Annotated in this window: 28 protein-coding genes and 1 pseudogene; 20 read left to right on the top strand and 9 right to left on the bottom strand. The window is 63.4% G+C overall.

What is annotated here, in order from left to right:
- Positions 1 to 32: 32 nt before the first annotated feature.
- Positions 33 to 1,064, top strand: coding sequence for a LysR family transcriptional regulator (locus B0F77_RS30285; protein WP_086666410.1), 1,032 nt, complete (start codon positions 33 to 35; stop codon positions 1,062 to 1,064).
- Positions 1,065 to 1,096: 32 nt separating this feature from the next.
- Here the strand turns inward: B0F77_RS30285 and B0F77_RS48120 are convergent, their stop codons facing one another.
- Both B0F77_RS48120 and B0F77_RS50955 read right to left on the bottom strand, forming a co-directional pair.
- The gene (locus tag B0F77_RS48120) at positions 1,097 to 1,246 is read right to left on the bottom strand and encodes a hypothetical protein (RefSeq protein ID WP_158102858.1); all 150 of its coding nucleotides are present in this window, start codon (positions 1,244 to 1,246) and stop codon (positions 1,097 to 1,099) included.
- A 148-nt stretch (positions 1,247 to 1,394) separates the two neighbouring features.
- Positions 1,395 to 1,745: pseudogene (locus B0F77_RS50955) on the bottom strand (transglycosylase SLT domain-containing protein); the annotation flags it as partial.
- Between the two features lie 935 nt (positions 1,746 to 2,680).
- Between B0F77_RS50955 and B0F77_RS30275 the strand changes: the two are divergent.
- Positions 2,681 to 2,932: a hypothetical protein gene (locus tag B0F77_RS30275; RefSeq protein ID WP_143466972.1), complete on the top strand. Its 252-nt coding sequence runs from the start codon at positions 2,681 to 2,683 to the stop codon at positions 2,930 to 2,932.
- Here B0F77_RS30275 and B0F77_RS30270 read toward each other — a convergent pair.
- From B0F77_RS30270 to B0F77_RS30260, 3 genes are all read right to left on the bottom strand, one after another.
- The gene (locus B0F77_RS30270) at positions 2,929 to 3,297 is read right to left on the bottom strand and encodes a hypothetical protein (protein ID WP_086666408.1); all 369 of its coding nucleotides are present in this window, start codon (positions 3,295 to 3,297) and stop codon (positions 2,929 to 2,931) included. The two genes, B0F77_RS30275 and B0F77_RS30270, sit on opposite strands and share 4 nt — an antisense overlap.
- 23 nt (positions 3,298 to 3,320) lie before the next feature.
- The gene (locus B0F77_RS30265; RefSeq protein ID WP_086666407.1) at positions 3,321 to 3,698 is read right to left on the bottom strand and encodes a hypothetical protein; all 378 of its coding nucleotides are present in this window, start codon (positions 3,696 to 3,698) and stop codon (positions 3,321 to 3,323) included.
- Between the two features lie 191 nt (positions 3,699 to 3,889).
- Positions 3,890 to 4,150, bottom strand: coding sequence for a hypothetical protein (locus B0F77_RS30260; protein ID WP_086666406.1), 261 nt, complete (start codon positions 4,148 to 4,150; stop codon positions 3,890 to 3,892).
- A gap of 432 nt (positions 4,151 to 4,582) precedes the next feature.
- Between B0F77_RS30260 and B0F77_RS30255 the strand changes: the two genes are divergently transcribed.
- From B0F77_RS30255 to B0F77_RS47295, 5 genes are all read left to right on the top strand, one after another.
- Positions 4,583 to 5,866, top strand: a complete 1,284-nt coding sequence (locus B0F77_RS30255) for a ParB N-terminal domain-containing protein (RefSeq protein WP_086666405.1) — start codon at positions 4,583 to 4,585, stop codon at positions 5,864 to 5,866.
- 423 nt (positions 5,867 to 6,289) lie between these two features.
- The gene (fxsT, locus tag B0F77_RS30250) at positions 6,290 to 8,818 is read left to right on the top strand and encodes an FxSxx-COOH system tetratricopeptide repeat protein (RefSeq protein WP_143466971.1); all 2,529 of its coding nucleotides are present in this window, start codon (positions 6,290 to 6,292) and stop codon (positions 8,816 to 8,818) included.
- A gap of 254 nt (positions 8,819 to 9,072) precedes the next feature.
- Positions 9,073 to 9,387 carry a hypothetical protein gene (locus B0F77_RS30245; protein WP_143466970.1) on the top strand — a complete coding sequence of 105 codons (315 nt, stop codon included), beginning with the start codon at positions 9,073 to 9,075 and terminating at the stop codon, positions 9,385 to 9,387.
- 316 nt (positions 9,388 to 9,703) lie between these two features.
- Positions 9,704 to 10,885: a dsDNA nuclease domain-containing protein gene (locus B0F77_RS30240; RefSeq protein WP_086666402.1), complete on the top strand. Its 1,182-nt coding sequence runs from the start codon at positions 9,704 to 9,706 to the stop codon at positions 10,883 to 10,885.
- A gap of 510 nt (positions 10,886 to 11,395) precedes the next feature.
- Positions 11,396 to 13,273: a hypothetical protein gene (locus tag B0F77_RS47295; RefSeq protein WP_143466969.1), complete on the top strand. Its 1,878-nt coding sequence runs from the start codon at positions 11,396 to 11,398 to the stop codon at positions 13,271 to 13,273.
- 434 nt (positions 13,274 to 13,707) lie between these two features.
- On the opposite strand, the gene B0F77_RS50950 is transcribed toward B0F77_RS47295, so the two are convergent.
- Together B0F77_RS50950 and B0F77_RS30230 are read right to left on the bottom strand one after the other, a co-directional pair.
- On the bottom strand, positions 13,708 to 14,622 hold the full coding sequence (locus B0F77_RS50950; RefSeq protein WP_086666401.1) for a toll/interleukin-1 receptor domain-containing protein: 915 nt from the start codon (positions 14,620 to 14,622) through the stop codon (positions 13,708 to 13,710).
- 22 nt (positions 14,623 to 14,644) lie between these two features.
- Entirely contained in the window at positions 14,645 to 16,168 is a 1,524-nt protein-coding gene (locus tag B0F77_RS30230; protein WP_086666400.1) for a helix-turn-helix domain-containing protein, read from the bottom strand.
- A 181-nt stretch (positions 16,169 to 16,349) separates the two neighbouring features.
- Between B0F77_RS30230 and B0F77_RS30225 the strand changes: the two genes are divergently transcribed.
- A complete protein-coding gene (locus tag B0F77_RS30225) occupies positions 16,350 to 16,721 on the top strand; it encodes a hypothetical protein (protein ID WP_086666399.1) in 372 nt (123 codons plus the stop codon).
- Positions 16,722 to 16,939: 218 nt separating this feature from the next.
- Here the strand turns inward: B0F77_RS30225 and B0F77_RS30220 are convergent, their stop codons facing one another.
- On the bottom strand, positions 16,940 to 17,341 hold the full coding sequence (locus B0F77_RS30220; protein ID WP_086666454.1) for a GntR family transcriptional regulator: 402 nt from the start codon (positions 17,339 to 17,341) through the stop codon (positions 16,940 to 16,942).
- Positions 17,342 to 17,465: 124 nt separating this feature from the next.
- Between B0F77_RS30220 and B0F77_RS30215 the strand changes: the two genes are divergently transcribed.
- From B0F77_RS30215 to B0F77_RS30165, 12 genes are all read left to right on the top strand, one after another.
- Positions 17,466 to 17,855, top strand: coding sequence for a hypothetical protein (locus B0F77_RS30215; RefSeq protein ID WP_086666398.1), 390 nt, complete (start codon positions 17,466 to 17,468; stop codon positions 17,853 to 17,855).
- Positions 17,856 to 18,049: 194 nt separating this feature from the next.
- Positions 18,050 to 18,262 carry a hypothetical protein gene (locus B0F77_RS30210; RefSeq protein WP_086666397.1) on the top strand — a complete coding sequence of 71 codons (213 nt, stop codon included), beginning with the start codon at positions 18,050 to 18,052 and terminating at the stop codon, positions 18,260 to 18,262.
- Entirely contained in the window at positions 18,259 to 18,525 is a 267-nt protein-coding gene (locus B0F77_RS30205) for a hypothetical protein (RefSeq protein WP_245848828.1), read from the top strand. The genes B0F77_RS30210 and B0F77_RS30205 overlap by 4 nt, the downstream gene beginning before the upstream one ends.
- A 3-nt stretch (positions 18,526 to 18,528) precedes the next feature.
- On the top strand, positions 18,529 to 18,702 hold the full coding sequence (locus B0F77_RS48745) for a hypothetical protein (RefSeq protein WP_169731000.1): 174 nt from the start codon (positions 18,529 to 18,531) through the stop codon (positions 18,700 to 18,702).
- 79 nt (positions 18,703 to 18,781) lie between these two features.
- Complete coding sequence (locus tag B0F77_RS30200; protein WP_245848826.1) at positions 18,782 to 20,152, top strand: FtsK/SpoIIIE domain-containing protein; 1,371 nt, start codon at positions 18,782 to 18,784, stop codon at positions 20,150 to 20,152.
- Positions 20,153 to 20,200: 48 nt separating this feature from the next.
- Complete coding sequence (locus tag B0F77_RS30195; RefSeq protein ID WP_086666395.1) at positions 20,201 to 20,665, top strand: hypothetical protein; 465 nt, start codon at positions 20,201 to 20,203, stop codon at positions 20,663 to 20,665.
- Complete coding sequence (locus tag B0F77_RS30190; RefSeq protein WP_245848825.1) at positions 20,662 to 20,976, top strand: WhiB family transcriptional regulator; 315 nt, start codon at positions 20,662 to 20,664, stop codon at positions 20,974 to 20,976. The genes B0F77_RS30195 and B0F77_RS30190 overlap by 4 nt, the downstream gene beginning before the upstream one ends.
- A complete protein-coding gene (locus B0F77_RS30185) occupies positions 20,976 to 21,161 on the top strand; it encodes a hypothetical protein (protein WP_086666394.1) in 186 nt (61 codons plus the stop codon). The genes B0F77_RS30190 and B0F77_RS30185 overlap by 1 nt, the downstream gene beginning before the upstream one ends.
- An 8-nt stretch (positions 21,162 to 21,169) precedes the next feature.
- Positions 21,170 to 21,952 carry a hypothetical protein gene (locus B0F77_RS30180; RefSeq protein WP_086666393.1) on the top strand — a complete coding sequence of 261 codons (783 nt, stop codon included), beginning with the start codon at positions 21,170 to 21,172 and terminating at the stop codon, positions 21,950 to 21,952.
- An 84-nt stretch (positions 21,953 to 22,036) separates the two neighbouring features.
- Positions 22,037 to 23,386: a replication initiator gene (locus B0F77_RS30175; protein WP_086666392.1), complete on the top strand. Its 1,350-nt coding sequence runs from the start codon at positions 22,037 to 22,039 to the stop codon at positions 23,384 to 23,386.
- Positions 23,370 to 23,573: a helix-turn-helix transcriptional regulator gene (locus B0F77_RS30170; RefSeq protein WP_086666391.1), complete on the top strand. Its 204-nt coding sequence runs from the start codon at positions 23,370 to 23,372 to the stop codon at positions 23,571 to 23,573. Before B0F77_RS30175 ends, B0F77_RS30170 begins: the two co-directional genes overlap by 17 nt.
- Positions 23,570 to 25,111 (top strand): tyrosine-type recombinase/integrase, encoded by a 1,542-nt coding sequence (locus B0F77_RS30165; RefSeq protein ID WP_086666390.1) that lies wholly within the window; start codon positions 23,570 to 23,572, stop codon positions 25,109 to 25,111. The genes B0F77_RS30170 and B0F77_RS30165 overlap by 4 nt, the downstream gene beginning before the upstream one ends.
- Before the next feature lie 209 nt (positions 25,112 to 25,320).
- Here the strand turns inward: B0F77_RS30165 and ddaH are convergent, their stop codons facing one another.
- Complete coding sequence (ddaH, locus tag B0F77_RS30160; RefSeq protein WP_169731002.1) at positions 25,321 to 26,133, bottom strand: dimethylargininase; 813 nt, start codon at positions 26,131 to 26,133, stop codon at positions 25,321 to 25,323.
- Positions 26,134 to 26,244 lie beyond the last annotated feature (111 nt).

Below are 26,244 nucleotides of genomic sequence, written 5' to 3'. Positions count from 1 at the left end.
AACTGATCGGTAGAACACCAGAGAGGGTCTCGATGTCCGGCTCGTCCCAGTTGGTGCTTCCCACCAGCACCTCGCTGCACCGTCTGCTGAACATGCCCGGCGCACTCCTGGATACCACAATGGACCAGCTCAGGACGCTCCTGACGGTGCACGAGACCCGTTCGGCCCTGCGGGCGGCGCGGGCGCTGGGACGTGAGCAGTCGAGCGTTCAGAAGCAGATCGACACGTTGAACAGGAACTTCCAGCAACTGTGCGGCGAACCGCTCGTGGTGAAGCAGGGACGCGGAAAAGACGTGCTGTTCACGCCTACTGGTGAGTCGCTCGTCGAATTGGCGCGGGAGACACTCGCGGAGTGGCTCGACGGAATTCACGAGTGCCGCCGCAAGCTCGGCACGACCGTCACCGTCGGCACCACCCGATACATGCTCGACACGCTCGCGAAGGCGTGGCACCACGTCGCGGACGAGTTCCGGGAGCGCGACGTGGACCTCAAGGTCGTGCACATCCGCACCAAGGACATCTGGACGAAGCTCGAGACGCAGGAGGTCGACATCGTCTGCGGCAGCGTCGTGACGCGGGCGGGCGCGGGCTGGGAGCGTCCCGAGTTCGACGTGATCGAGTGGCGGCGCGGCGGGCTGGCGTTGCTGACGAACCTGCCGACGACCGTCGTCGGAGATCGCGTGCGCGTGCCGTCGTTGCGCTCGGTGCCGTTGGTGGTGCCGGGGGCCGGGTTGATCGCGGAGTTCCTGCGCGGCTGGTTCGGGCCGGACTACCGGCAGGGGCTCGACATCGCGGCCGAGATCGACGAGATCCAGTACGGCATCTCGTTGCTGCGCTCGAACCTGGTCCAGGGAGCCATGATCGTGACGTCTGGTTTGGGCGTGGTGGCGTCGAACAACGAACTCCGGGAGGGCGGAGGGCTTCGCGTCGTCGAGCTCTCAGATGACTCGCTGGAGCGGCTGGTGGGCGTTTTCGCCCGAACGGACGAGCTGTCGAAGCATCCGGCGGACCATCCGTTGAACCTGCTGTGGTCGGCCTTCAAAGCAGAAGCGCCCCGGCCGTAGCCGAGGCGCTCCCTGTTGGGGTGCTGCTGTCCTTACTTCTTCGCGGGTGTCATGGCGTCGTGCTCAGGCCTCCGCTGTTCGACTTTGGGACGTTGCTGGGCTTTGGCCATCTTGGCCAGCCAACTCGTCGCCTCCGAGCGGATCTTCGCCAGCTCGTCGTCGCGTGCCTGTTGCTCGTTCATCGGCCACTCCCTGCGTTCGGGAAATCGCTTCGATGGGAGCACTACCGGGCGTGCGCCCGCTAGGGCCGCCATGCTTGTGGGTGAACCTGTTTGACAGCATCGCTCGCCGATGGGTTTCGCGCACCCCGACACGGCGTGATTGGCCTCTTTAGTACCCCCGGTACCCGCCACCCAGGCCAATGGAGACCAGGCCGGGGTGGTTCTGGAAGCCGCCGTAGCGCGCGTAGGTGTAGCGAACGCCCGCGATGATGTTGTCGACCGGCGCGAGGATGTTGTCGTAGCCGGGCAGCTTGTAGGCGCGGAACGTCGGGTCGATGCACTGCATCAGGCCCTTGGAAGGCGTGCCCCTCATCGCGTTGGAGTCCCAGTTGTTCACGGCGTTGGGGTTGCCGTTCGACTCCTTCATGATGATCGTGTAGATCTCATCGACGCTGTTGTTGTCGATGTTCGTGCCGTTGGCCTGCAGGACCTTGATGGCTTCCTTGATCCAGCCCTCGACCTCGCGCTGCTTGGCCGGCTTGCGCATCTCGATCTGACGCTCGGCCTCGGCCTTGGCGGCCGCCTCGCGCTGAGCATGGGCGTCCGCGGCGACCTTGGTGGCCTGCTCGAACGTCTGCTGCGCGTACATCTGCTGGAACTGCAGGAGCCTGCCGACCTGGTTGCCAGGATTGACGTCGTGAACCGTCTGGATCGACTTGGCCTGCTGGTCCGGGAGGGCTCCCAGCTCGGCGGCGCCAGCGGCCAGTTCGGTGGACGACCCGCTGGTAGCGGCGTTGGCGATGGCGGCGGTGCCGGCGGCGACACCTGCTGCGACGACGATCGCGCTCACGCGGTGAGCGAGCGGAACCTTGTCGTCCTCGACGCGGTGAGCGCCGGGTTTCGTTTCAGCTGTGGGCACGACCGTGTACACGGTTCGGCCGGCGGCCTTGCTGTGCCGGGCCAAGGGGGAGCCTCCTGCGTCGGGGAGCTTGGCCACCGGACTTGCTCGGCGGGGGATTCCGGACCGGACTTAGGACCCTATGCACTGTGGTTCCTGTGTCCTGCCGGTGACCAAACCGTTATCGGCGGGCGAGAACGTAACCTCGCGTCACGAGCGCAGGCAAGCCTGAGCGCCCGCTGGGTGACTCTCGTCACGTTTCCGATGACTTGGGCCATGCGCTGCTAACAGACAGTCAGCGAGCCGCTTGCGTCCTGCTTAAGTTCATCGTTGCCTCCTGACGAACTGGCGGAGCTGTCTGTTAGTTCGGCGTAAGCCCGGCTCTCGTTATGGGTTAGGTCGACGACCACGCGATCGAGTGATGCAGTCACGCTTCGTAGTGTTGTTGGAGTGTGTGACGCTGACCTGCGCGGACTTGATCGCTGGACAGCGTTTAGTGCTGTTCTGAAGAGGGTTACGGATACGGGCCTCTGGGGGTTCACGGCACTATGAACCTCATGGGGGACCACGATCGTGAGGCAGCGCGTCGGGCCGTGCGTGAGGCACGGCTTGAGGCATCGCGCCCTTGGTGGCAGCGCCGATTCTTCGCATGGCTGTACTCGGCGCCATACCGCTTCTGGCGCTCGCTGAAGTGGTGGGGCCGTGAGGTCGGTGAGGGCGCGTTCGAGGTGCTGCTGGCGTGGGTCGTGCTGGGGGTGCTGTTCGGCCTGGGGCTGCTGGCTTGGTGGGCCTGGCGGACCGTGTTCTAGTGCCGTTGTTCGAGCGCCTTGAGCGCCCAGTCCGCACTGTCGGTCGGACCGCTGTTGAACGCGATGGCGGCCTGCGGCTGGTGGCGGTGCACGAGGTTGACGATGGTCTGGAAGAGGCCGAGCAGCTCCGGCGGCTTGCGGATGCCGCCGCCGACCACCACGACGTCGTACTGCTTCTTCTGCAGCCGTTCGACGATCACGGTTTCAACGCCGTCCAGTTCGCCGAAGCCGATCAGGCACCGCTCTTCCACCATCCCCAGCTCCGCGAACCGCCTGCTGCCCTCGTCGAGTTGCGCGGCGACGGCTCCGGGCTCGAAGCCGGGGATGGTGTCGGGGTCGAATCCGATGACGAGAACGTTTGGCACGCTCTCGAAACTATCGCCCGGCGCTAGCGATTTCGCCGCTGCTCCAGCGCCTTGAGCACCCAGTCCGGGCTGTCGCCGGCGCTGTCGTTGAAGGTGATCGCCGCGTCCGGCTGGTGCCAGTGCACGAGGTTGACCACGGTTTGGAAGAGCTCCAACAGGCCGGGGCCCTTGCGGATGCCACCGCCGACCACCACTGCGTCGTACTGACTCTGGCCGAGCTTCTCGACGAGCTTGGCCTGGGCGCGGCCGTCCAGTTCGGCGAAGTCGATGAGGAAGAGGTCTTCGGCGAGGCCCAGCTCGGCGAACGCCTTGCTGCTTTGTTCGATGGCGGCCGCGACCGGGGCCGCGTCGAAGCCGGGGATGGTGTGCGGGTCGAAGCCGATCACGAGAATGTTGGGCACTCCCCCAACGCTACTGCGCTCAGCTCCGTTCCTTACGCTTCTCGTGCGCATGTATTGCTGAGCGGAACCAACGTATGGAGCCGTTGCGCGTGACGAGCCGTGCCGGGTTTCGCATCGCTGCGCGGCACGAGACAAGACCGACGAAGGCCCCCGCGTCGACGAGGGCCTTCGAAGATCCGAGGGCGCGCACCTCAGCCGAGGAGCTCCACGGCGAACATCTGCGCCGGACCGACGTTCACGCCGGGGAACTCGAGCTGGACTCCCTTCCAGACCACGAACGCGAGCACCACGACGCCGAGCAGGGTGAGACCTGCGGCGAGGACGAGGCTCCGGATGACACCGGGCCACGTGGACGGGCCTTCGCGCAGGAAGCGCCAGAGGTTCTCAGGCTTTGAGTCGTCCGGCTTCGAGTCATCCGGCTCGTCGTGCTTCGGCGGCTGGCCTTGTGACACACTGATCTCCTCTGAATAGACAACTTGACGGCAGCGTTTCCTGCGACTCCTCGCTTGGAATTGCGCAGGTAACGCCTGTTGAGAGCGCTAACGGAGATCACAGCGGCTCCCTCTGCCTGCATGCGGAGGGAGCCGCTCTCGTCTTGCGAGAGATGTCCGTTATCTCGCGCGATAACGTTCCTCTGCGAGATGCGGCACATTAGCATGATGATCACACACGCCCATACGCGACACCCTGATCGTGGATCTCTCACTCGAGCGACCTGGATGGCACCAAAAAGTTGAACTCGAGTACGCTTCTCGCTCACTCGAGCTGTCGGTCACACCGCGAACGACAAGGGCATGCATGCGTGCGTGCTCCAAAGCATCGCGAGCCACGAGCCGCCGCATCAGAGCGCCAAGATCAACAGATGACGAGGGAAGCGGACCAGAGTGCTCATCCCCAAGACGATTACCGGGATTCGCCGCAGCGAGTTCCACTTCACCACCGTTGTTCCGTTCCAGTGGGTTCTCGACAACCACATCTCAGGGCTGGTGCTCGAGGAAGCGATGCGCGATTTGGCCGACGGCAAGTCCGTCGACCCGCGCGCTGAGGTGCTCGCTCCCATGCGCGGAATGATGCAGCGGCCGTTCCTCAAGGCGAACCTGGAACGTCGCAGCGTTGGCGGTAAGTCCGTGCCGGTGACCAGGCTCGTGCCGACCGCGAAGATGAAGAACACGACGGGCGCCCTGCGCGAGTACCTGCTGAAACAATTCGCGGTCAGCCCGACCGAGGCGTTCGGCGTTCTGCCGGGTTTCGTGGCCGTGTGGCCGGAGTCGTTCGAAGAGCGAGACGCCAACATCTCGATCGACGGCGTCCCGAGCCCGTGGACCATCTACGACTACGGCCACCTGGGACGCGGCGCCCTCGCCGACGGTGAATGCCGGCACCAGGCCGGAATCCTCATCAACGCCGACCCCAGCGTTCCCGCGGCGCTCAAGGACAAACTGCTAAACCAGCTGGTCACCATCGAGATCTACCACGGGATTACCACGAACCACGCAGCACAGATGTTCGTGGATCTCAACTTCGAGGGGACGCCGGTCGACACGATCACAAAGGCGAACCTGGACCCGCGCAACAAGTGGATCAGTGCCACCAAGAAGATCTTCGACGAGCTGAAGATCGGCGTCGCTACGACTGGCAGGCAGCTGACCAGTACTCACCAGTCGCAGAACGAGTGGATCCTGCTGACGCACGCTGAGCAGATGGTGAAGTCCATCGCCATCGGCCCGCAGAAGGCTCTCGCCAAGACGAAGAGCATCGCCCGCAAGGGACAGGAGGAGTGGGAAGGCGTCGACTTCGACAAGCTCCACACCGCCGCCGTCACATGGTTCGGTGAGATCTTCGGGCACTTCGGCGGCGCACAGGTCCTCGCGGACAAGTCGCGGGTGATCCGCACCATCGCGGTCCGCGTGGCACTGGCGAGCCTGGGAGCAGCGTTCTACCGCGACGACGCCGAGGGGATCGCCCAGGCTCGAGCAACGCTCAAGGACGTCAACTGGATCGTCTCCTCCGCCTGGAACGGCATCGGCGGCAAAGTCGTAGTCACCGATGCCGGCGCTTCGATGTCAGCGGGTTCCGGCAAGGAGTCACTCCCCAGGGCCGTCCAGGCTCTGACCAAGCCGGAGACCAAGGCCGGACAGGCCGTACGAAGCACCAGCCCGGCCGCGTAGCGACCAGTTGGAACTGACGAGTGCCCTGGCGGGAATCCGCCGAGGGCACGACGAAGGCCCCCGGCGTCGTTGACGGGGGCCTTCGAAGCAGACTGCGTGGGCGAGGTCTAGCCGCGCAGTTCCATCGTGCGGAGCTTGGAACCAAGTCACTCAGATCCCTGACCTGCACAAGGTCTACCGAACGCGACCCGTGTCCCGCAGCTGTCCCGCACGAACCGGCATCGCGATCATGCAGCAAACGAGCGAGCGGATGGTGCCGTCTGCGGCACGCCTTGGCATCACCGTCGCAGCGCGGCCAATCCACTGTCCTGCTACTGCATCCGTGTTGAGCGCAGCGCGTTGCCCAGCCATCTTCGCGATCGACGGTAACTGGGTCTGCCCAATCAGCGATCTGAGTGGTTGCAGACTGATGGGCGGTGGCGGGTGGCTGATGACAGCGGGTGGGACTTCTTCGTGTCCTACACCCAGGACGATCGGGCATGGGCTGAGTGGATCGCATGGGAGCTGGAAAAACGTGGGCACCGGGTATTGGTGCAGGCGTGGGACATGGTGCCGGGGACCAACTGGGTCGCACGCATAGATGAGGGCGTGAGACGGACTGCGCGAACGATCGCAGTACTGTCGACGGCATACATATCTTCCCTATACGGGGCCGTGGAGTGGCAGGCGGCGTGGCGAGACGATCCGCTCGGGGAGGACCGCAAGCTGCTGGTACTGCGGGTACAGGACTGTGAACGGCCGGGTCTACTGGGGTCGGTCGTCTCGGCGGACTTGTTCGGTGTCGGGGAAGCGATAGCCCGCAAGCGGCTCCACCAGATCGTCCGAGGTGCTGTCGGCGGCCGGATGAAGCCTGAGGCTCGCCCTGGCTTTCCTGGCGGGAGCCGGGCTTTGGCATCGGCACCGCGGTTTCCGGGTGCTTTGCCAGCAGTCTGGAACGTGCCTGCACGTAATCCGAACTTCACCGGGCGCTCCGAGTCGATAGCACGGCTGCGCGATGCGATGCACTCGTCAGGAACTGTCGCGGTGCACTCACTGCGTGGTCTGGGCGGAGTGGGCAAGTCCCAGATTGCCATCGAGTATGCGCACCGCTTCGCCAGTGACTTCGACGTGGTGTGGTGGATCCCGTCAGCGCAACCTGCACTGATTCCTGATCACCTGGCTCAGCTGGCAAGAGTGATGGGAACGGATACCGATCCAGCGTCGGTCGTCGCAGTGGTATTGGCCGCCCTGCGTGGTGAACAGCGGTGGTTGCTGGTGTTCGACAACGCCGAAGACCCCAACGACATACGTCCCTATATTCCCTCTGGCGCAGGACAGGTGCTGATCACGACTCGCAGGGCTCTATTCGGCGCTCTCGGCACGGTGCTAGACGTGGACGTCTTGGACCGCGCTGAGAGCATCAGCCTGCTTCGGCGCAGGGTACCTGCTATCACCCAGGAGACGGCGGAGGAGTTGTCGGAGCTGCTCGGCGATCTCCCACTAGCGATCGAACAAGCGTCCGCTTATCTGGAAGTCACGGGACTTTGGCCGACGGACTATGTGTCGCTGCTGCGCACCCACACTGTCGACATGATCAGCCGCGGGGTGGTTGACGGACGTCAAGAGACACTGGCGACCCTGTGGAGCCTGTCGCTCGCAACTCTGACCGAGCAACATCCCGCTGCCGTCCAATTGCTCGATCTACTGGCATGGCTCGCGCCCGAACCTATTCCGCTTGATCTGTTCACCAATCACCCCGATGTACTCCCACAGCCCTTGGCCGGCGCGGCGGCCGACCCTCTGAGCTGGGCAGACACGGTCGGAAGGCTCGTCGATTGGTTCCTGGTCCGGCGGGACTCCGCTGACGTGACGATCGCACATCGGATGCTCCAGCACTCACTACGCAACCGAACAAGAACGGAGCCAGCCACAGAAGACTTAGAGGCTGCCAGGGTCGTCAGCCAAGCGCTGCTCACGGCAGACCTGCCCGCCGAGATCATCGCAACGCCAAAGAATTGGCCCCGATGGCGTGCCCTACTTCCTCATGCCCTCGCGGTGCATCACGATCTGAGCGACGGATCGACTGTAACCACCCCGCACAGTGCTTGGCTGCTCGATCGGACCGCCACGTACCTACAAACTCATGGCCGCCCAGACGATGCCCGACCACTTTTCGAGCGCGCTCTCGCCCTCTACGAAGACGACTACGGCCCCAACCACCCACAAATCGCCACTTGTCTCAGCAACCTTGGCAGTGCACTGACCGCACTCGGCCGTCCAGACGACGCCCGACCGCTGTTCAAACGCGCCCTCGCCATCGACGAGGCTGCCTACGGTCCACACCACCCCCACGTTGCCATCCGTCTGAGCAACCTCGGCAGCGCTCTAAGCGCCCTGGGCTTGCCGTCCGACGCCCGCCCGCTATTCGAACGCGCCCTCGCCATCGACATGGCCGCCTACGGTCCCAAACACCCCCACGTCGCCACCTGCCTGAGCAACCTTGGCAGCGCGTTGAACGCTCTAGGCCGCCACGACGACGCACGGCCGCTGTTCGAGCGTGCGCTCGCCATCTATGAGGCCACTTACGGCCCCAAACACCCTGAGGTCGCCGCCTGTCTGAGCAACCTCGGCAGCGCTCTAAGCGCCCTGGGCTTGCCGTCCGACGCACGGCCGCTATTCGAACGCGCCCTCGCCATCGACGAGGCCGCCTACGGCCCACATCACCCAGACGTCGCCACATGCCTGACCAACCTCGGCCTCGCACTGAATAACCTGGGCCGGCCCGACGCCGCTCGGCCGCTGTTCGAACGCGCCATTGGCATCTACGAGGCTGCCTACGGCCCTAATCACCCCCATGTCGCCACCTGCCTGAGCAGCCTCGGCCTTGCTCTGAACGCTCTAGGCCGCCACGACGATGTCCGACCATGGTTTGAGCGAGCGCAAAAGATGCGTAAGAAGAACGCAGATTCTTGAACGCCACGCAGAGATCGACAAGATTTTCTGGGAGACCAAGCTGGGCTGAGGTCCGAGCCTTGCAAGCGACGCTGACCAGCGAAAACCTCTCTCGTCGGTCAGCGTCGTTTGTCGTCTCATAGCGTTGCTTCACGGCCCCAGGACGGCCCAAGTCAGTCCAGTTTGGACACTCTTCCACCGGTCGCCGGGACTATTCACGACCGAACGAAGGTTGACCTTCATTCGAACGCGTGTGCGATGGTATCCAGGTGCGGATGACGTGGCAGCAAGCAGCGCACTTCGACGCTCAGGTGGATCTTCTGCGCAAGCTCGCCAATACCTCCACGCGGTTCGGCGTCGGCAGGGATGTCGACGGCCACCCCGTGATCGTTGATGACCGCTTGCCGAACGGCGAGTGCGTGCGAGTCGACGGCCCGGCGGCCCAGGACCTGATGCGGCATCTGTTCCACCTCAACCACTACGCGCTTCTATCCCTGGTCGGCCTACTTGAAGCAGCCCGCGGGACCAAGGCCGAATCGAACGCGGTCGAACTCCTCAGGCGCCTGAAGCTTGACCAGAACCCGATCTAGGCGCACAAAGCCGACATGAAGCCTCTGTTTTGGAGCGGACGCCGATGGCGGGGCAGATCCGACACAGACTCGCGACGGTGCGACAACCGACGAGTCTCTAAACGAAGGCTGCGGCCCGACAGCCAACCTGAACATGACGCCGGCTGGCGGGAACGCGGCGGCTCATCAGCTAGACGCTGGCTGACCCAACCCCGAGTAACACAGCGAGCCAACTGAGTGAACTTCGTTCCGCTGTGTAACAGGAACCTCTGACTGTCTGATATGAGGGTGCTGAAGATGTTGATGTAGGGATGACCAGAGAGCCCTGGGGGGATAGATGGCGGACCCCATCGAAACCACAGCACCGGACGACTCGGGCTCTGGAACACTGGAACGTTTCGTATACCAAGTGCATGCGGCACTGCGCCCCGTCATACAAATGCTTGCCGGTGGTCCTGTACTTCATGTCACATGCGAACATATCGAAGATATCGTCGTCGCAAACAAGGCCCTAACCGATCCCGAAAGCGGTGTCGCATGGGACTTCCAGCAAGTGAAAACCCGCGATGCAGTTGAACCGTGGTCACTCACCGACCTAATAGCCTCCAAGGCATTGAAGAGTCTCTGGCGAACTGAAAAGACACTGCAGGAGAGCTCATCAAGAGACATCAACTATCGCCTTACGGCCTGCCTTGAAGGCTATCTAGACCCCGGTGACGAGAATCTAAAAGAACTCTCACGAGGCGAAGGCGGAAATCGCCCGGAGTGCGTCAAGCGAGTAGCGCGCCACTTGAGCATTTCCGAGGAAGAGGCTGCCTTATTTCTTAAGCGGATTCAAGTTCGACAGCTTCCACGACGTGACGACATTGAGGTGCGCAACATCTCAGCGCTTTCGGAGCTAGGAGATCAACTTACAAACAAAGAGACAAAAGCACTTTACGACGAACTTTGCCGCCGCACACAACTCGCAATGCAAGGCAAACTTGGACAGCGTTGGCCGCTCCTCGTAACCACTCCCGACGCTTCTGATCGGGTCGACCGGAAGCGCGTAACGAATCTAAGCCTTTCGGACATCAAGCAACGCTTGATACGACCTGACCATATACTTCTGCAAGATATCACCCAAGATCTACAAGGCTTGCAAACTTCCTTGGTGCGCAAGCTACGGACAGGACTTGCAGCGCGTGAAACCATCGAGGACGCACAGTATTTGCGAGCACAAGCGGATAGTCATCGCCTGAGTGAACAGGCACTGGGCACATGGCCAGCGAACACAGACATCGAACGCGACCTAGATAGGCGCCTGATTCTCACCGCTCGCCGAATAGTGATACAGCTACGCAGCGAAACGCCCAGCCCGGCGAATGCGATCTTCAGTGAGCTACACAAAACGTTTTCTTCCGACGCTCAATCAATCGACCGGGTGCCGTTGTATGCCCGAGACACTTTTCTTCTCGTAGGCCGCGCATGCGCGCTCTCAGATGAATGCCACTTCAATTGGGGTGGCACAGATGAATAGCACCACAATTTCATCAGCAGACGACCAAGCTCGCTTGCTCATTCTTATCGATACTTTCTCCGGATCTGAGCTCAATGATGCCCTACAAGGGAGGATGAAGCTAGCAAAGCTGGACTTCCTTTTGCGATATCCGGATCGACTTAAGACCCTGCTCGAAGCGCGTAAGGTTCAAGCCGACCTAAGCGAAGATCCCTGGCTGACAGGCGCTATTGAACAAAGAATGATCAGGTATAGATACGGCCCTTGGGACCCCTCCTACTACACACTACTTGGGGCTCTTACAGGCAAACAGCTAATACAGCCTCTGCATACTAAAGTCGGGGCAGCATACCGAGCCACAGAGCGAGGGAGACAGGTGTCCGTTGAACTGGCTAAAACTCCTAGCTGGAAGCCGGTAAAAGATCGGACGCGAGTACTACGCCGCCACCTAGATCTAAGTGGCCCCAAACTAAAAGATATTATCTACGAGACCTTTCCCGACATCGTGGACGCTGAGCTAGGGACGCTGCTGTGAGAGTGCAGATAGAGGAAATTACGCTTCTTGGCACCTCGCGCACCGTCAGATTTACCTCTGGGGTTAACGCCATCATCGGCGGAATGAGCGGGGGGAAGACCGCCACTGTAAGTTGTCTCCGAGCGCTTCTGGGTGCCGACGTTAATGTTGTTCCGGAGCTGTCTGGTCGGAGCATTTCTGGGACCGTGCGCGTAGGCGAGCGCAGATTCCGGATCATCCGCCGACTTGTGACGACTACAACCGCTAAAGTAGACATCGCAGAAATTGGTACAGAGAATGCCTGGCGCCTACCTGCATCTGAACTGCAGCCTGGATACGACAAAACTTTTCGCAGCTGGTGGCTTGAAATACTCGGCCTTCCCAGCATTCGCGTGCCGCAGGCTCCAACCAAGGAGTCAAGCCCTCTAGTTCCGGTAACGATCAATGACTACCTGATGTACTGTGTTCTTCGACAGCATGAGATCGATTCCTCGGTTTTTGGAACTCCCGAAAACAACGACAAGAACATCAAACGTCGCTACGTTTTCGAGATTCTGTACGGAATCTACTCCCCGGAAGCCGCAGGACTGCGAGAGCGCCTGCGCCAGGTCACGGCCGAGCTTAGTATGTTATCCGCTGACACCACCACGCTTGAGCGAATTCTAGCCGACACGCCTTTTGCCTCCCAAGCGCAACTCGAACTGGAACGAGATACCACCGCCACTCGACTAGAAACCGTCGATAGGGAAATAGAACGCCAGGCCACGGTTGACCTTCCTTCAACTGCAATAGAACTCAGAGAACGCGTTGCGGAGACAGAGAACAGGATTTCCGCAGTTCAGGCGGAAGTGCACGCAGAGACCGTCTCATCAGAGTCGTTGACGCGTCTGCACGACCAGCTAATTGCGCAAAGTCGCCGCTTGACCCGAGCGCTGATCGCCGAACGTTACCTCAATGACTTTGAGTTCTATATTTGCCCTCGTTGCGGAACTGACGTACCTGATCGTGGCGATGATGATACATGTCGACTTTGCTTGCAGACCCCACCACCTGCGGAAACTCCCGCCTTCCTGGCATCCGAGCAAGATCGCGTGATCGAGCAGGTAGCGGAAACGGAACAGCTCATCACACGCAGCAAACAACGGCTCGAAAATCTAAACCGCCAGCGCGATGAATTGCTAGCGATGCGTAGCGTCCTAGCACTGGAACTTGATCGCGAAACTCAGTCATATATCAGCGATCACGTCGAAAGGATTCGCAGCGAAGCTGCCGAACAGGCAACTCTCCGCGAGCATTTGGCACGCATCGAAGATGCACTGAAGCTATATCAGCATATGAACGACCGAACTGTGCGAATCGCCTCGCTAGAACGAGAGCGAGAAGATCTGATAGCACAGATCGACGCATCTCGCCATAGTGATCCAGCAGTAAGCCGCAGGCTGTCCAATCTTGATGAAGCCTTTGATGCAATTCTTCGTGAGTTTGACGCTCCACGCTTCGACGACGAAACGGGCTCTCGTCTTGACCGCCGAACCTACCTACCGGTGGTAGATGGGCGGCCATTTACTAGATTGCAGTCACAGGGGGTAGGCGTACTGGTTAACGTCGCCCACGTGCTCGCTCACCAGGTCGTCGCTCTAGGAGACCATTCAGTCGCTCTACCAAACATTCTCATCATCGACGGCGTCAGCAGCAACGTGGGACATGAGGGCGTCGACCTCGCACGCTTGCGCAACATGTACCAAACAATCTTGCGTATCGCCACTGAACATATCGAGGATCTGCAGGTGATCGTCACAGACAACGACCCGCCACCTGTAAGCGGTATCAATATCGCCCTGAGGTTGTCGGATACCGATCGCTTTGTCCCTCCTGATGCCAAGTTGGATAATTGATCGCCTTCTAAGCGATCGACATTATCGAGGGCAAGGTGTTGGTTGTCCTCGAACCATATGTGGTTCGAGGACAACCAACACCGCGGCAGCCGAGCGCCATGACCAGCCGCGCCAAGCCGACCACACGGCGCTCGTTCCTAGCCGGTAGGCCGGGAGCAATCACCTGAGTTATCCAGAGTCGATTCGCTCTGCGGCGTCGTGCGGGGGCCGCTGGTCGTGGCCTCGTCCGTCGCGGACAGCCCCGGTTGCCTCGCCGGCGCCGACGCGGGCCGCCAGGCCCGCTTGGAGGCGCCGAACAACACCTCCGGGGCTGAACTCCGCGATGGACTAGGGCACGAACGACCAGCGGCCCCCGCAGGGGGCCGCCTTGATGAAGAAAAGAAACTCTGAACACGACGTTCACACGTATTCGACGTCCAGGGCTGATCGGCATCCTAGTCCCGCCATGTCCGCGGCAAGTCACCTACTTCGTGCGGTGCACCGAATCCGTGAACGCGCCACCCTCCGAGCTCAGGCCTAAGCACGAGACTTATCGTGCGACCTTCTACGAGAGCGCTGCCGTCAACTACAGTGTGTAAAGTTTCTTGATCTTCAACGTCAGATATGACGCGAACATATGCCACGTCGTAACATGGTTTTGTTACACCACTCGCAATGCCGCCGTTCGAGGTCGACTGATCGACAACGGTCAAGTCCCAGTGTCCGTACGATTCAGGCGTTACGAGAATATCTAGCGCACTATAGTCGGCTTTCATCGCCGCATACCAGAATGCAAATGCGACCGCGAATGGGTTGTCCGGAGTCATCGGTCCCATCACCTGTCGAGGACCCTCAGGGTCAACAGGAACTAGGCGACCAGGAAACGGCTGCGGTTCTGTTGGAGCTTCAGAAGCCGGAAAATTTGGCGGCACAGGTGGCTTACGTCGTCCTTGCCGCACCGCAGCAAGGAGCCTCGACCTCGCGACCTCCTCACTGACATCGAAGAGATCGTCAGAGACCAATTGTGCCAACAGTCCTGGACGTTCGCAGTCCTCAACACGGAACACCAACAGCTTCCGCTCATCTCCTCCAGGATCAGCTCGCCAGGCTTCTTCCCACTCAGGCGCGGCAAACCTTGACTGCGCGTAGGCGCCGCTCAAAACAGCGATCGTCCTGCGCCCCATCTGAACCGCACGCTGCATTTCGTGAACGAACCGAGAACCGGACGTAAAGTCCCAGGCTTGAAGAAAGACAGTGTAGTTGGCCTGTTCTAGCTCCCAAGCGATCCACTGCGCCCATGTCTCGTCGACAGCGGTATAGCTGATAAAGAAGTCTCGCTGAGACTCGCCTGCTTCAGAAACACGCGTCATCGAAGCTGATTCCCCCGACTGCCTATGACTTCGGCCCCATGGCGGGCAGTAGTGCGCCGGAGACATCGAGGAAGTCCCTGACAGCTGGCGACTCACCGTGGCTACGGAGTCGTACACGCAGGTCTGCAACCGCCTCGACGGACCGGGAAGACTTCACCGTAGCCGCGAGCTTCGCCGCCGCCATGCCTGCGGACGCTGCGGCTTCGAGATCGTGCGAGTCGATCGCGGCACGAGCAAGTGCGGCCTGCGCCATCGATCCGCGCCGTGCCCGGTTCTGGCGCTCGGACTCCACGATGGACAAGCTGGCAAAGTGGGCTGCCTCGTCTGGACGCTCCAGGTCACGGAACGTGTGAGCGTGCTCGCCGTTGAGGTACGCGGGGTCGATGAACCGCGCCCACTCCGGCTCGTCCACCGCGGAGACGTTTTCGAACGCCGTCTCAGACAGGTGCACGCTCTTCGCAGCGGCCTTCCCGTCCCCCATCGCCGCTTCAGCGCGAGCCTGGAGCGCATAGAGGTCTGCGAGACATGCGGTCGAGCTGCCCTTGGCGAGAAGTCCGGCACGTCCAGCTTTCGCGAGCTGCACCGCCTGCTCCGGCTCGCCGGTGAGCGTCGCCTGGTCGGAAAGGCCGGCCAGGACATGCGCGCCAAGGTCCGGGCTCGCAGCGGCTTCCGCCAGGCGGAGCGACTGGATGAGGTAGCGCTGGGCCAAGGCGTGCTCGCCGTTGTCGAACGCCATCCACCCGAGGAGGTAGAGCTGTTCCGCGGCTGCCTCGTAGAGCGCGGCGCCGTTCGGCGTCTCGGGGTCGTTCGACTTCAGCAGCGGCACAACATGCGAGGTCAGGTACGACGCGAGTTGCTCGCGGGCATGGCCACCGCCGCGCATCACGTCGAGCTCCTGAAACACGCCGAAGGTCCGGCGGATCGCCTGGACCTGCTCCGTGCTGATCTTGCCGGTGGCCGTGGTCGCCTCGTCCAGCGTGGCGAGCAACCAGTCTCGGCTCGGTGCGACCGATGCGGCGACGGAGAACAACGCGCTGGACAGGAAGGTGCGGCGTTCCATGTCGTGCCTCCCAAGCTCGGCTACGACTTCCACCGTAGTCGGGAGAGAGGCCGCGTAGGCAAGACCAAGGTCGGAAAGTGATTTCTCTTGCGGCGCTTGGGTTTCCGCATCGCGATAACCCGCACGGAACCACCGGTGTTCGTGCGGTACGCGCAAGGCGTTGCACCAACGCTCAAGGCGTTCGAGGTCGGTGACCGGCCGGCGTCCTCGCTCGATCACGCTGACCTGGCCTTGCGTGATGTCGAGCCACGCCGCGAGGGTCGATTGCGGCAACGTCGGGCTGTGGGCCTGGCGGTACGCGCGGAAGAGCTGGCCGATGTTGAAGGTGTGCAGGGCGTCCTGGATCGACGGCTGAAGCCAGAACTCTGGCCGCTGCACGGGCGCGTGAGTGGCGTGGGCGGCTTCGCAACGGCCGCACAAGGTGCCCTTGCGGTCGCTCGCCAAGATCGTGTCGCAGGTGCGGCAGCGCTGCTTGGACGAACTCACGCGCGACCCCTCCCCTGCTGGTCAACCCCCAAAACCTGAGCCGAGTGTAGCGGGTCGATTACGCCCTTAACCTGGACTTATCGATACCAGCGATACGGCCATCGGTAGTTGATATTGGATCGATGCTCCGTGCGGGCGACTGTGGTTCTACAAGACCCAGGCGCAAACGGAGGTGGATCACATGGGCTTCTACGTACTGGTGCAGCCAGAAGAGGACGCAGAAGCATCGCTGGTCGAACACGCACAAGGCCACCCGTCGCTCGTCGTGATGTGCGGCGACTCCCAGATCACCGTGCAGTTGGCGGGGCGACAGGACGCGGCTGAGCTCGCGATCGGTTTCGCGCGGAACCTTTCGCGCGCCGCGACGGCCTTCGCCGATCGAGTCGACGCACTCACGGCGAACTGGCCGAAGCTCAACTTCGAGGATCTCGCCGCAAAGGTCGGCACTACGCCCGAGGAGCTGCCGGATCAGCTCGCCGGGCGGCACGCGCTGACGGTCGACGCCGAGTGGTTCGGAGAAACCGGCCCGGGCGGACCGGAAAGGCCGGCGTGATCGGTCGAGCGGCGGAAGCTCTGACGTCCTTCGTCGTGGTCTACGCGGGCATCGTCGCCTGGCAACGGTTCACCGCTCGGAGGGCAGAACCGCCAACACACCAGAAGAACAACCGGTAGCAGCGAAGGAGGGCAAGGTGTCAGAGACCGGATGGACCGCAGAGACGTGGCGTGATCTGTACTCCTTGGCCTCCAAGTTGGATTCCAAGGTGGACGAACTCAGCGATCGTCTGACCCGGATCGAGGACCACCTGAAGGAGAGCCGAACACCTCCGCCTCAACGGCGGAAACGCGCTCGCTGAGGTTGTCCAGCGTGCCGCTGATCTTCTCCAGGATTGCCCGAAGCTCATGCGGGGAGCCAACTTCCGGCTCCTCCGTGTGGGCTTCTGGCTTCTTCACCACGATGGTGCCCTCGCCCTGGCGGGACATGACGAGCCCGGCGGTGCGCAGCACGTCCAGTGCCTTCTGCAAGGTCATGACGGCGCGGCCGTACTTCGTCTGCAACTCAGCCAGCGACGGCAGCTTGTCCCCCACCTGTACGGCGTCGGACGCGATGTATCGCCGCAGGTCATCAGCGATCTGCTGATACGCCGGCCGCGGGTCCGCGGGATCAAGTGCCATGCACACACTGTAGCGACAAAGCTAGCAAAGCTGAATATCACCCGATTGGACCAGTGACTCTTCTAGCTCTACTAGCTATGTTGGTTGTAGTGATAGAGCAAGGCCTACTACGAGAGGTACCAACGTGGCCCTGAACGACATCCCGGTGATCCTGTCCCACTACAAGCTCATGATCACCGAAACGCCCTGCGTGAAGATGCGCGAACTTGACGGTGGGCAACTGGTGCCCGTGATCGACCGCCACACGAACGAAGAGCAGTTCGTGGTGGTGCTGTTCGCCAAGCCCCGACCGACCGAGGGCCGCCGTAAGGCGAAGGGCGAAGAGATCCGCGTCAACCTCCCTCGCGACCCCGGCGCGGGGTTCGAGGAGGGCGACTACATCGAGCTGGTCAACCCCGTGATCAACACGTACGAGATGCGCGGGGACGACGGGAAGATCACCGCGTCCGGCCTGTGGTTCAAGGCTGATGGCCTTACCCCGGCGGCCCAGGTCGTGGTGGCTCCCGCGGCTTAGTCCCGTGAGCCCTGCCCGGCAGGCCGGTAGCCCGCTTCGAGTCGGGCCAGGGCGCTCATTTTTGTTCTTTGAGAATTCCACAGTGAGTCGAACCATGCCTAAATCCGGAGCATTTCGTGCGCTCCGGGAGATTCGGTGAACCCAGGTACGCCTTCGTTCCTGGGTTTGCCGTGCCTCCCGAAAGGAGTTTCGGCATGGAAGAGCGCTCGTACCCGATCGAACTCGCCGATCCGGACGGCGATGACCCGCGCTTCACGTTCGGCTTCGTCCACGAGGTTGGCGAAGTCCTTGCGAAGCACGGCTTTCCGGGCGTCGGCCAGAGCTGGCGAGACCACCTGGAGTTGCAGCAGGCGCTGTACCGCTTCATCTACGTGGGAGACACCAGAACTGAGAGGTTGGCCAGTTGATCCAAGAGATGTTGAACGAGCGGGCGCAGCAGCGGTACGGCTCGTTCGTTGGCGCGATGGACTTCGTTGAGGAACTGCTCGTGCCGCTGGAAAAGCTCATCAACAAGATGAGTGAGAAGCCGGGAAAGGCTGGCAGTTGGAGGGTCGCCACGCCAGACGAACTCAAGGGCTACCTGCGGACCGCGCGGAACGACCTCAGTGCGCTTCGGGAGCAAGCCAAGCGGCATGAGATCAATTTGAAGGCCAAAGAGTGGGGAGCCTGATCGATGTCTCACCAGCTCGACAACGCCGTGTCCAACGTGGACCAGGCGATGAAGCAACTCCGCACGGCAATGGATCGCCGGGAGGGCTTCACGGACCTGCGGCGCCGGTTCGTCCGCTCGGTCAGCGTGCTGACCACGGAAGCGTCCTACGCCCGCGGACAACTGCCCAAGGACTAGATCCGCACTGATCAACGCGACGGCCGATCTTCGACACATTCGAGGGTCGGCCGTCGTGCATCTACCAAGGAGTTCAGCAGTGGGTTGGAAGTGGAACGCAAGCAAGCGCGTTGTGGCCGCCGAGTTCCGCGCGGCGCGGTGGCTGGCCAGGAACCCGGAATGGATGCTCGCACCGTCGGCTGTCGCTGCCGGTGCATGCACACTCGGCCCTACGACCACCGGCTACGTCCTCGGCGGCGCGGCCGGAGCGACCGGGCTTTGGTACCGGGGTCACCCGGACTCGTTCGACACGCTGGCTGCGCCGGTCTTGAGGGCCTGGCAGCGCCGGTGGTTCGGGGCCTACTCCGGTGGACGTTGGCGAGACCTGATGGACGTCCACAAGCTCACGACCGAGCACCGCCGGAAGAAGGTCACGAACTACCCGCGTGTGGTGCGTGTCCGGTCGTACTCGCCGTCGATCGACACCGTGTTGGTGAAGCTGGCCAAGGGCCAGTCACCGATGCACTTCGCCCGGCAGGCCGAGGAGCTGGCGCACTCGATCGAGGCTGAACGCGTTGCGATCGAGCTGATGAAGCCCGGCTACGTGGCGCTCGTGGTCCAGCGTGACGAACCGTTCACGGAGGTCATCCCGGCGCCGGACATGCCCGAGCACTCCGAGGATGTAAACCTGCGGGCGGTGCTGCTGGGTGAGGACGAGTACGGCGGCGACTGGACCGAACCCATCCAGGGCACGCACACCCTGACGGCTGGTGGCACGGGGTCGGGCAAGAACTCGGTCGCGTTCGCCAAGCTTCGCTCGATGGCCCCGCTGATCAGGGACGGCATCGTCCGCTTGTGGGTCTGCGACCCGAAGTACCTGGAGTTCGCGGCCATCAAACCGATCACGGAGAACCGCTACGCCGATGACGCGGGCGATTGCCTGGAGCTGATCGAGATGTGGGTGAACGACATGGAGCGCACCCAGAAGCGGATGCAGCGGGCGGGGCTTCGGTCGGTCCAACCCTCGCGTGAGTACCCGCTCAACCTCCTGATCGTGGACGAGATCGGTTCTCTGGTCGCTTACCGGCCGGAGTACGCCCGAGAGATCACGGCTCTGCTGGCTCGGGGAACGTCGATGGGCCGCGCGACGCTGCACGCCGCTGACGCGTACATCCAGGAGCCGGACAAGGACACGCTGAAGATCCGGGACCTGTTCCCGAACCGCGTGTGCCTGCGCGCGACCTCACCAACGCACCCGGACATGGTGCTGGGTGAGGGCGCTCGGGAGCGGGGCGCGATCGCCGACCAGATTCCCGCCGTGCCAGAGACCGCTGGCATCGGCTACCGCACGGACGAACGCTCACGAGTGCCCCGCCGGGTCCGCGCGGCGTACACGACGGACGAGAACATCCGCGAGCTCGTGGAGTTCGTCCGCAACGGACAGACCGGCTCCATTCGCTCGATCGCCTGAGCTTCTTTCACCCCAACACTTTTCGCCACTAATCGTGGAGGTCTTGTCATGCCCGAAAACAGCGCACCTCGTCGCCTGGACGGCCTTCTCCGCTCGATCCGCGGCCACATCCGCACGCTCGGCCTGCCCCGGCCAGACCGCCTGGTCATCTCCACGCCGTCCGGCTCGGTGCATGCCGAATTCACCTCCGGCACCGCACCCGATCGGCTCGCCTGCCTGCTGATCTGGGCGGCCTCGCTGCACGGGGTCGAGCTGACGTGGTCACTGCAAGCCGCGGGAACTCTGTCGGTTGCTGCGACCGGACGGACCGGCTCCGGGATCACGCTGGGGCTGGCCGCGTCGGCCTCGGTGGTCGAGCTGGGCGGCAAGCTCAAGTCCAGCTCGGCGGCGGTGCTCGCCAACGCCTTCCGGCTCTCCGCGTGCACGCCGGAACAGGTCACCTTCGATGAGGTCGCCCAGGTCGTCCAGGCCGCGCGTCGTAGTCCATCTTCGCCGTTGGCGGTGGCCGCGTGAACGCCGAACCGCACGGCTACCGCGTGCTGATGAAGCTCCTGTTCGGCGGCGAACCGCCCGCCTGGCGTGACCGGGCTGCCTGCGCCGACGCCGATTCAACCCTGTTCCACACCGCCGGCCGAACTGCGGCCGCCAAGGCCGTGTGCGCCACCTGCCCGGTCCTCGCTGAGTGCCGAGAGAACCAACTCAGCTGGGAAGCGAACGGACCCGCTCGGTACCGAGACAACGCCTTTGGCGTCGTGGGCGGCCTGTCCGGCGCCGAACGCCGCCGCATCCACTACCCCGCCAGGAACACAAAGGACGTGGCCTGATGAAGCTCGTACTCGCCGTGCCGGTCAACCTCCGCAGCTTCGCCCGCGTCGCTCACATCGTGCTCGCCGCTGCGGCCTCGCTGCTCTGCATGTACCTGCTGTTCGGGTTCGTCGGGCTCCTGGTGCTCGTCGCCGAACTGCTCTGGCTCGGGGCTCTCCTCCGCAAGGCCGCATACGGGAAGTAGGTGGCCAGGTGTCCGGGAAGTCCAAGCACACCAACGAAAGCGAGTCCTCCGAACCTCGCGAGACTCGAACCGTTCGGCGCCTGCGAGCGCAACTTGAAGAGGCGCAGGACATCCACCAGCTCGCCGCGAACCCGTTGCTCGCGGCCGTGCGGGCGGACCGGTTCCGAGTCTCGGTGACGCGCTCCATGTGGTGCTTCATGACCTGCGGTCTCGGCTTCACCGCGACCGGCGTGCAAGCGTTCCTCGCCGGAAGCCTCGGGCCATCCGACCCGATGTGGTGGGGCGCGTGGCTCGTGGAACCGGCCTTCGCCGGAATCCTGATCACGCTCCTACGGTGGGAAGCACAGATGTTGTCGCACGGCCTGGCGGTCGATGACCGGCCGGTCAAGTGGCTCAAGCGGGTGCTGCTCGGGGCCACGCTCGTCACCAACGTGTGGTCGTCCCTGCGGCCTCCAGACGGGCAGATCAACGCCGGGATGGTGTTCCTGCACCTCGTGATTCCGCTCGTGGTGTTCCTGCTGGCCGAAGTCATGCCGGTCATTCAGCAGCGCTGCAACGCCGCGCGCGATCTGGCCGCTCAGGTCGTCGCTCCCGCTCCCACCAACCCTGTTGCTACCCCGCCACCCGTCCGATCCGCCGTGCGGCTTCCTGGGCACCTCCAGGGCGCGTTGGACGCCAAGACGAACGCGGTCCGCGCTCAAGGCCGAGCGATGACAGCGCAGGACGTCCAAGACGCGCTGAACGTGCCTGCGGACTACGCGGAACGCATCGCCGCACAGCTCGCGGCCTGACCCAACTCGATCAACGCGGGGCATGACCAGAACACCGGTCGTGCCCCGCCTTTTCGTTTCCCCACAACGGAAGGAGCGTCATCCGTGCTCACTCTGGAAGAGCGCATCTCCGCACGCGTCAAGGCGGTCGACTTCCGGGCGTGGCGAGACCGGGTGACCGCGATCGGTGGTTGTGCCGCGCCCATCCGGTTGTCCGGTGCCTTCCAACTCCAGGACCTCAACGGCGGCGTGATCGAGCACATCGGCGGGGACGTCATGGTCCCGTGCGGCAACCGCCGTGAGTCGGTCTGCCCGGCCTGCTCCGACCGCTACGCGGCCGACGCCTACCACCTCATGCACGCGGGCCTAGCTGGAGGAAGCAAGGGTGTTCCCGCGGACGTCTCCGAGAAGCCTCGGGTCTTCGCGACGCTCACCGCTCCTTCCTTCGGCCCGGTCCACAACCGACCGATCGCCACGACCGGCAAGGTCCGGCCCTGCACGGGCTGCGGCGAGTGGCACCACGGCGACGATCCCCGCATCGGTGGCGCTGTCGACCCCGCCACCTACGACTACACGGGCGCGGTGCTCTGGCAGGCACACGCGGGCAAGCTGTGGCACCGGTTCATCATCGCCCTGCGCCGCAAGCTCGCTGGCGCGGCCGGCCTGAAGGTCTCCGAGTTCAAGGACCACGCCCGGCTGTCGTACGCCAAGGTCGCCGAGTACCAGCGGCGGGGCCTCGTCCACTTCCACGCTGTCGTTCGCGTCGATGGACCGGACGGACCTCACGACCCCACCCCGGCCTGGGCCACGGCCGAACTGCTCGGCGACTGCATCAAGGCGGCTGCTCGCTCGGTCGGGATCGACACCACGCGGCCGGACGGCTCGGCGCTGCGCCTCCTGTGGGGCGAACAGGTCGACACCAAGGGAATCCGCGGCTCCCAGGTGGAGGACAAGACCGGGGAGATCAGCGAGGCCCGGTTGGCGGGCTACGTCGCCAAGTACGCGACCAAAGGCACGGGCGCGAAGGACACGGCGGACCGGCCGATCCGCTCGCAACTGGACATCGACGTCCTGCACATCTCCGAGCACCACCGGCGGATGGTGCAGACCGCATGGGACCTCGGCGGCCCCCTGGCCGACTTCGAGGAACTGAACCTGCGCAAGTGGGCACACATGCTCGGCTTCCGCGGCCACTTCCTCACGAAGTCCAAGCACTACTCGACCACGTTCCGCGCCATCCGTGAGGAGCGCAGGACGTTCCGGACGCTCGAAATGTTCGAACGCCTCGAACTCGATCCCGCGTCTGTGGTCGTCGTCAACGACTGGCAGTACGCCGGGTCCGGCTACGACAACGACGCGGAACGCGAGCTCGCGGCCGGCATCGCTGAACGGGTCCGAGCTCAACGACTGCGCAAGTACGAACAGGAGGGGGAACACCATGTCCGAGCTGCCTAACCCAGACGAAGACCTGATGACGGTGGCCGTGGTCTGCAAGCTGCTCAAGGTCAGCCCGGACACGTTCTACCGGTGGCGGCAGCTCGGCAAGGCCCCTGTGGCTTTCCCACTGCCCAACGGATCGCTCCGCATCGCGATGTCGGACTACCGGGCTTGGCTCGGCGAGCGGCGGGGTGAGGCCGCATGAAGCCGACGTTCAACGTCCGGTTCTGGGCCATCCAGCACAAGAAGACGCGGCGGCGGCCTTACGGCGTCCGGTGGATCACCGAAGGTCAGGAGCACTCTGAGTGGTTCATGTTGAAGGCGCAAGCCGACAACCGTCGGTCGAACCTGATGCAGGCGGCTCGCAAAGGTGAGCCCTTCGACATCGCTACTGGCTTGCCCGAGTCGGAGTACCGGGAGCGCAACGCCAAGTCGCTCCTCGCGCTGGTTCAGGCGTACATCGATCACCACTGGCAGAACTCGGCGCCGAACACTCGTCGGCGCCACGTCGACACGATGGCCGTTGCAGTCGCGGCCTACGTCCTGCCGGACAAGTCAGCTCCTGACGAGAGGGTGCTTAGGCGGGTCCTCACCTGCTGCCTACTTCCGACCAACCGGCGAGATCGCGAACTACCGCCCGAGGAAGACAAGGCCGCGCGGTGGATCGAGCAAGCATCGCGTCCGGCGCGCGACCTGGCGGACAAGATCGAGGCCGAGAAGCTGTTGCAGGCTCTGTCCCGGAACCTCGGCGGCAGGACGGCAGCCTCCTGGACCACCCGCACACGTCGGGGTGTTCTACATCACGTCTTGAACTTCGGCGTCGACGCTGGAGCACTCGACGTCAACCCGATCCCGCGGACCAAGGTCGCCATTGAACGCGGCAACAGCGAAGTTGATCCGCGCGTCGTGCTCAACCCGAGACAGGCACGCCAGGTGCTCGCCGCGCTGACCTACGCGGGCACGATCACCGGCCAGTACGACTACCTGCACGCGTTCTTCGCGACCATGTACTACGGCGCGCTGCGGCCGGCGGAGGTCAACCGGCTGCGGGAGCAGGACTGCAAGCTGTCTGAGTCGGGCTGGGGCGAACTGCTGCTGGAGAAGTCCGCCTCACGAGCGAACGCCCGGTACACGGACTCCGGCGAGACCTGGGAGGTTAGGAACCTCAAGCGGCGGGCTCAGGGCTCGATCCGACGGGTTCCGATCCCGCCCGCGCTGGTGCAGCTGCTTCGTTGGCACATAGAGCGGTTCGGCGTAACCGAGGACGGCCGGCTGTTCCGCGGGACGATCAGCGGCGGCCCCATCAACGCAACGGTCTACACGGACGCTTGGGACCGAGCTCGCAAGCTCGGCCTGAGCCCGGAGCAATACGACTCCCCATTGGGGGAGGACCCGTACGACCTGCGGCACGCTGCGGTGTCGACGTGGCTGGCGGCCGGCGTTCCCGCGGCTGAGGTCGCCGAGCGGGCAGGGCACACGGTCGAGGTCCTGTTGAAGGTCTACGCACGAGTGCTGGACGGCCAGTTGGGCACCTCGAACAACAAGATCGACGGCACCTTGGGAGAACCCGTCACCCAGACCAAGCCTGACTGGGACCAGCTGGAAGCTTGGCTGAACCTCTCCAGGGAGGAGCGACGGATGCTGCGCGACTTAGCGCACCGCGCACCGGAACGGTTCAAGCACCTCATCCCGGACTGGGACGAAGGCGACGACGGCATTGCCCAGCTGATCGCCGGGCGCTAGCGGTATGATGTTCGTGCAGCTCAGAGGGCCCTCGGTGATCATCGCCGGGGGCCTTTTCTGTCCCGTGACTGTCCCGTGGAGCGTGACAACACCCGTCGTTCGGTGCCGGTTAGTGACGGACGCCGTTTCACCCAAAATCAGATCTGCGCTGGTGAAGGCCTGTTTGAGGTCTCCAACCAGCGCAGATCCACTGACTGCGTGGGCGAGGTCTAGCCGCGCAGTTCCATCGTGCAGCACTTCGGGCCGCCGCCCGACTTGCGCAGTTCCGAGATGTCCACGAACACGGGCTCGAACCCGCGCCGCGCCACCTGTTCGGCCAGGTGTGTGGCCTCGACCGGCATCACGACGTGCTTGCCGTCGGACACGGCGTTGAGGCCGAGGCAGACCGCGTCGGCGTCGTTGGCGATCACGGCGTCCGGGAACAGGCGTCGCAGCACCTGTTGCGAGCCCGGCGAGAAGGCCTCCGGGTAGTAGGCGACCAGGGGTGACGGGGACTGGTCGTCGAGCATGAACAGGGCCACGTCGAGGTGGTAGAAGCGCGGGTCGACCAGTTGCAGCGACACGACTGGGACGCCGAGGACTTCCTGGGCCTCGGAGTGGGCGTGCGGGTCGGTGCGGAAGCCTGTGCCGGCCAACAACAACGAGCCGGTCCAGGTGAAGTCGCCCTCGGCCTCGTTCACGGCGGTGGGCATGACGACGGACTTGTAGCCGGCGCCCAGGAACCAGCGGCGGAAGTGGTCGGCTTCGGCGGCTCGCTGGGCGGCTCGGAAGCGGGAGCCCAGGACTCGGCCGTCGATCACGGTGCCGCTGTTGGCGGAGAAGACCATGTCGGGCAGGCCGGCTACCGGGTCGATCACCTGGACGTCGTGGCCCAGGCGTTCGTAGGTCTCTTTGAGGGCCGTCCACTGTTCCACTGCCAGCGAGGTGCTGGTGGGCTGGGTCGGATCCATCCACGGGTTGATGGCGTACTCCACCGTGAAGTACGTCGGCGGGCACATGAGGTACCGACGGGTCGTCGGCATGCGCGTCGGCGCTAGGGGCGTGGCGATGTCGAGCGTGATCGGCTCGCCGGGCCCGGAGATGGATACGGTCATGGATCGAAATGTAAAGGGCACCTGGACCATCGATCAACG

Origin of the sequence: Lentzea kentuckyensis, from assembly GCF_002150765.1 — a bacterium.
Lineage (GTDB): Bacteria > Actinomycetota > Actinomycetes > Mycobacteriales > Pseudonocardiaceae > Lentzea > Lentzea kentuckyensis.
Note: the sequence above shows the minus strand (reverse complement) of the source record. Positions and strands in the feature narration are given on the sequence as shown.

Coding starts and splice junctions, on each gene's coding strand:
- B0F77_RS30285 (WP_086666410.1), top strand. CDS start 33: ATGTCCGGCTCGTCCCAGTTGGTGCTTCCCACCAGCACCTCGCTGCAC.
- B0F77_RS48120 (WP_158102858.1), bottom strand. CDS start 1,246: ATGAACGAGCAACAGGCACGCGACGACGAGCTGGCGAAGATCCGCTCG.
- B0F77_RS30275 (WP_143466972.1), top strand. CDS start 2,681: ATGGGGGACCACGATCGTGAGGCAGCGCGTCGGGCCGTGCGTGAGGCA.
- B0F77_RS30245 (WP_143466970.1), top strand. CDS start 9,073: ATGACGTGGCAGCAAGCAGCGCACTTCGACGCTCAGGTGGATCTTCTG.
- B0F77_RS30240 (WP_086666402.1), top strand. CDS start 9,704: ATGGCGGACCCCATCGAAACCACAGCACCGGACGACTCGGGCTCTGGA.
- B0F77_RS50950 (WP_086666401.1), bottom strand. CDS start 14,622: ATGACGCGTGTTTCTGAAGCAGGCGAGTCTCAGCGAGACTTCTTTATC.
- B0F77_RS30225 (WP_086666399.1), top strand. CDS start 16,350: ATGGGCTTCTACGTACTGGTGCAGCCAGAAGAGGACGCAGAAGCATCG.
- B0F77_RS30220 (WP_086666454.1), bottom strand. CDS start 17,341: ATGGCACTTGATCCCGCGGACCCGCGGCCGGCGTATCAGCAGATCGCT.
- B0F77_RS30210 (WP_086666397.1), top strand. CDS start 18,050: ATGGAAGAGCGCTCGTACCCGATCGAACTCGCCGATCCGGACGGCGAT.
- B0F77_RS48745 (WP_169731000.1), top strand. CDS start 18,529: ATGTCTCACCAGCTCGACAACGCCGTGTCCAACGTGGACCAGGCGATG.
- B0F77_RS30195 (WP_086666395.1), top strand. CDS start 20,201: ATGCCCGAAAACAGCGCACCTCGTCGCCTGGACGGCCTTCTCCGCTCG.
- B0F77_RS30185 (WP_086666394.1), top strand. CDS start 20,976: ATGAAGCTCGTACTCGCCGTGCCGGTCAACCTCCGCAGCTTCGCCCGC.
- B0F77_RS30170 (WP_086666391.1), top strand. CDS start 23,370: ATGTCCGAGCTGCCTAACCCAGACGAAGACCTGATGACGGTGGCCGTG.
- B0F77_RS30165 (WP_086666390.1), top strand. CDS start 23,570: ATGAAGCCGACGTTCAACGTCCGGTTCTGGGCCATCCAGCACAAGAAG.
- ddaH (WP_169731002.1), bottom strand. CDS start 26,133: ATGCCGACGACCCGTCGGTACCTCATGTGCCCGCCGACGTACTTCACG.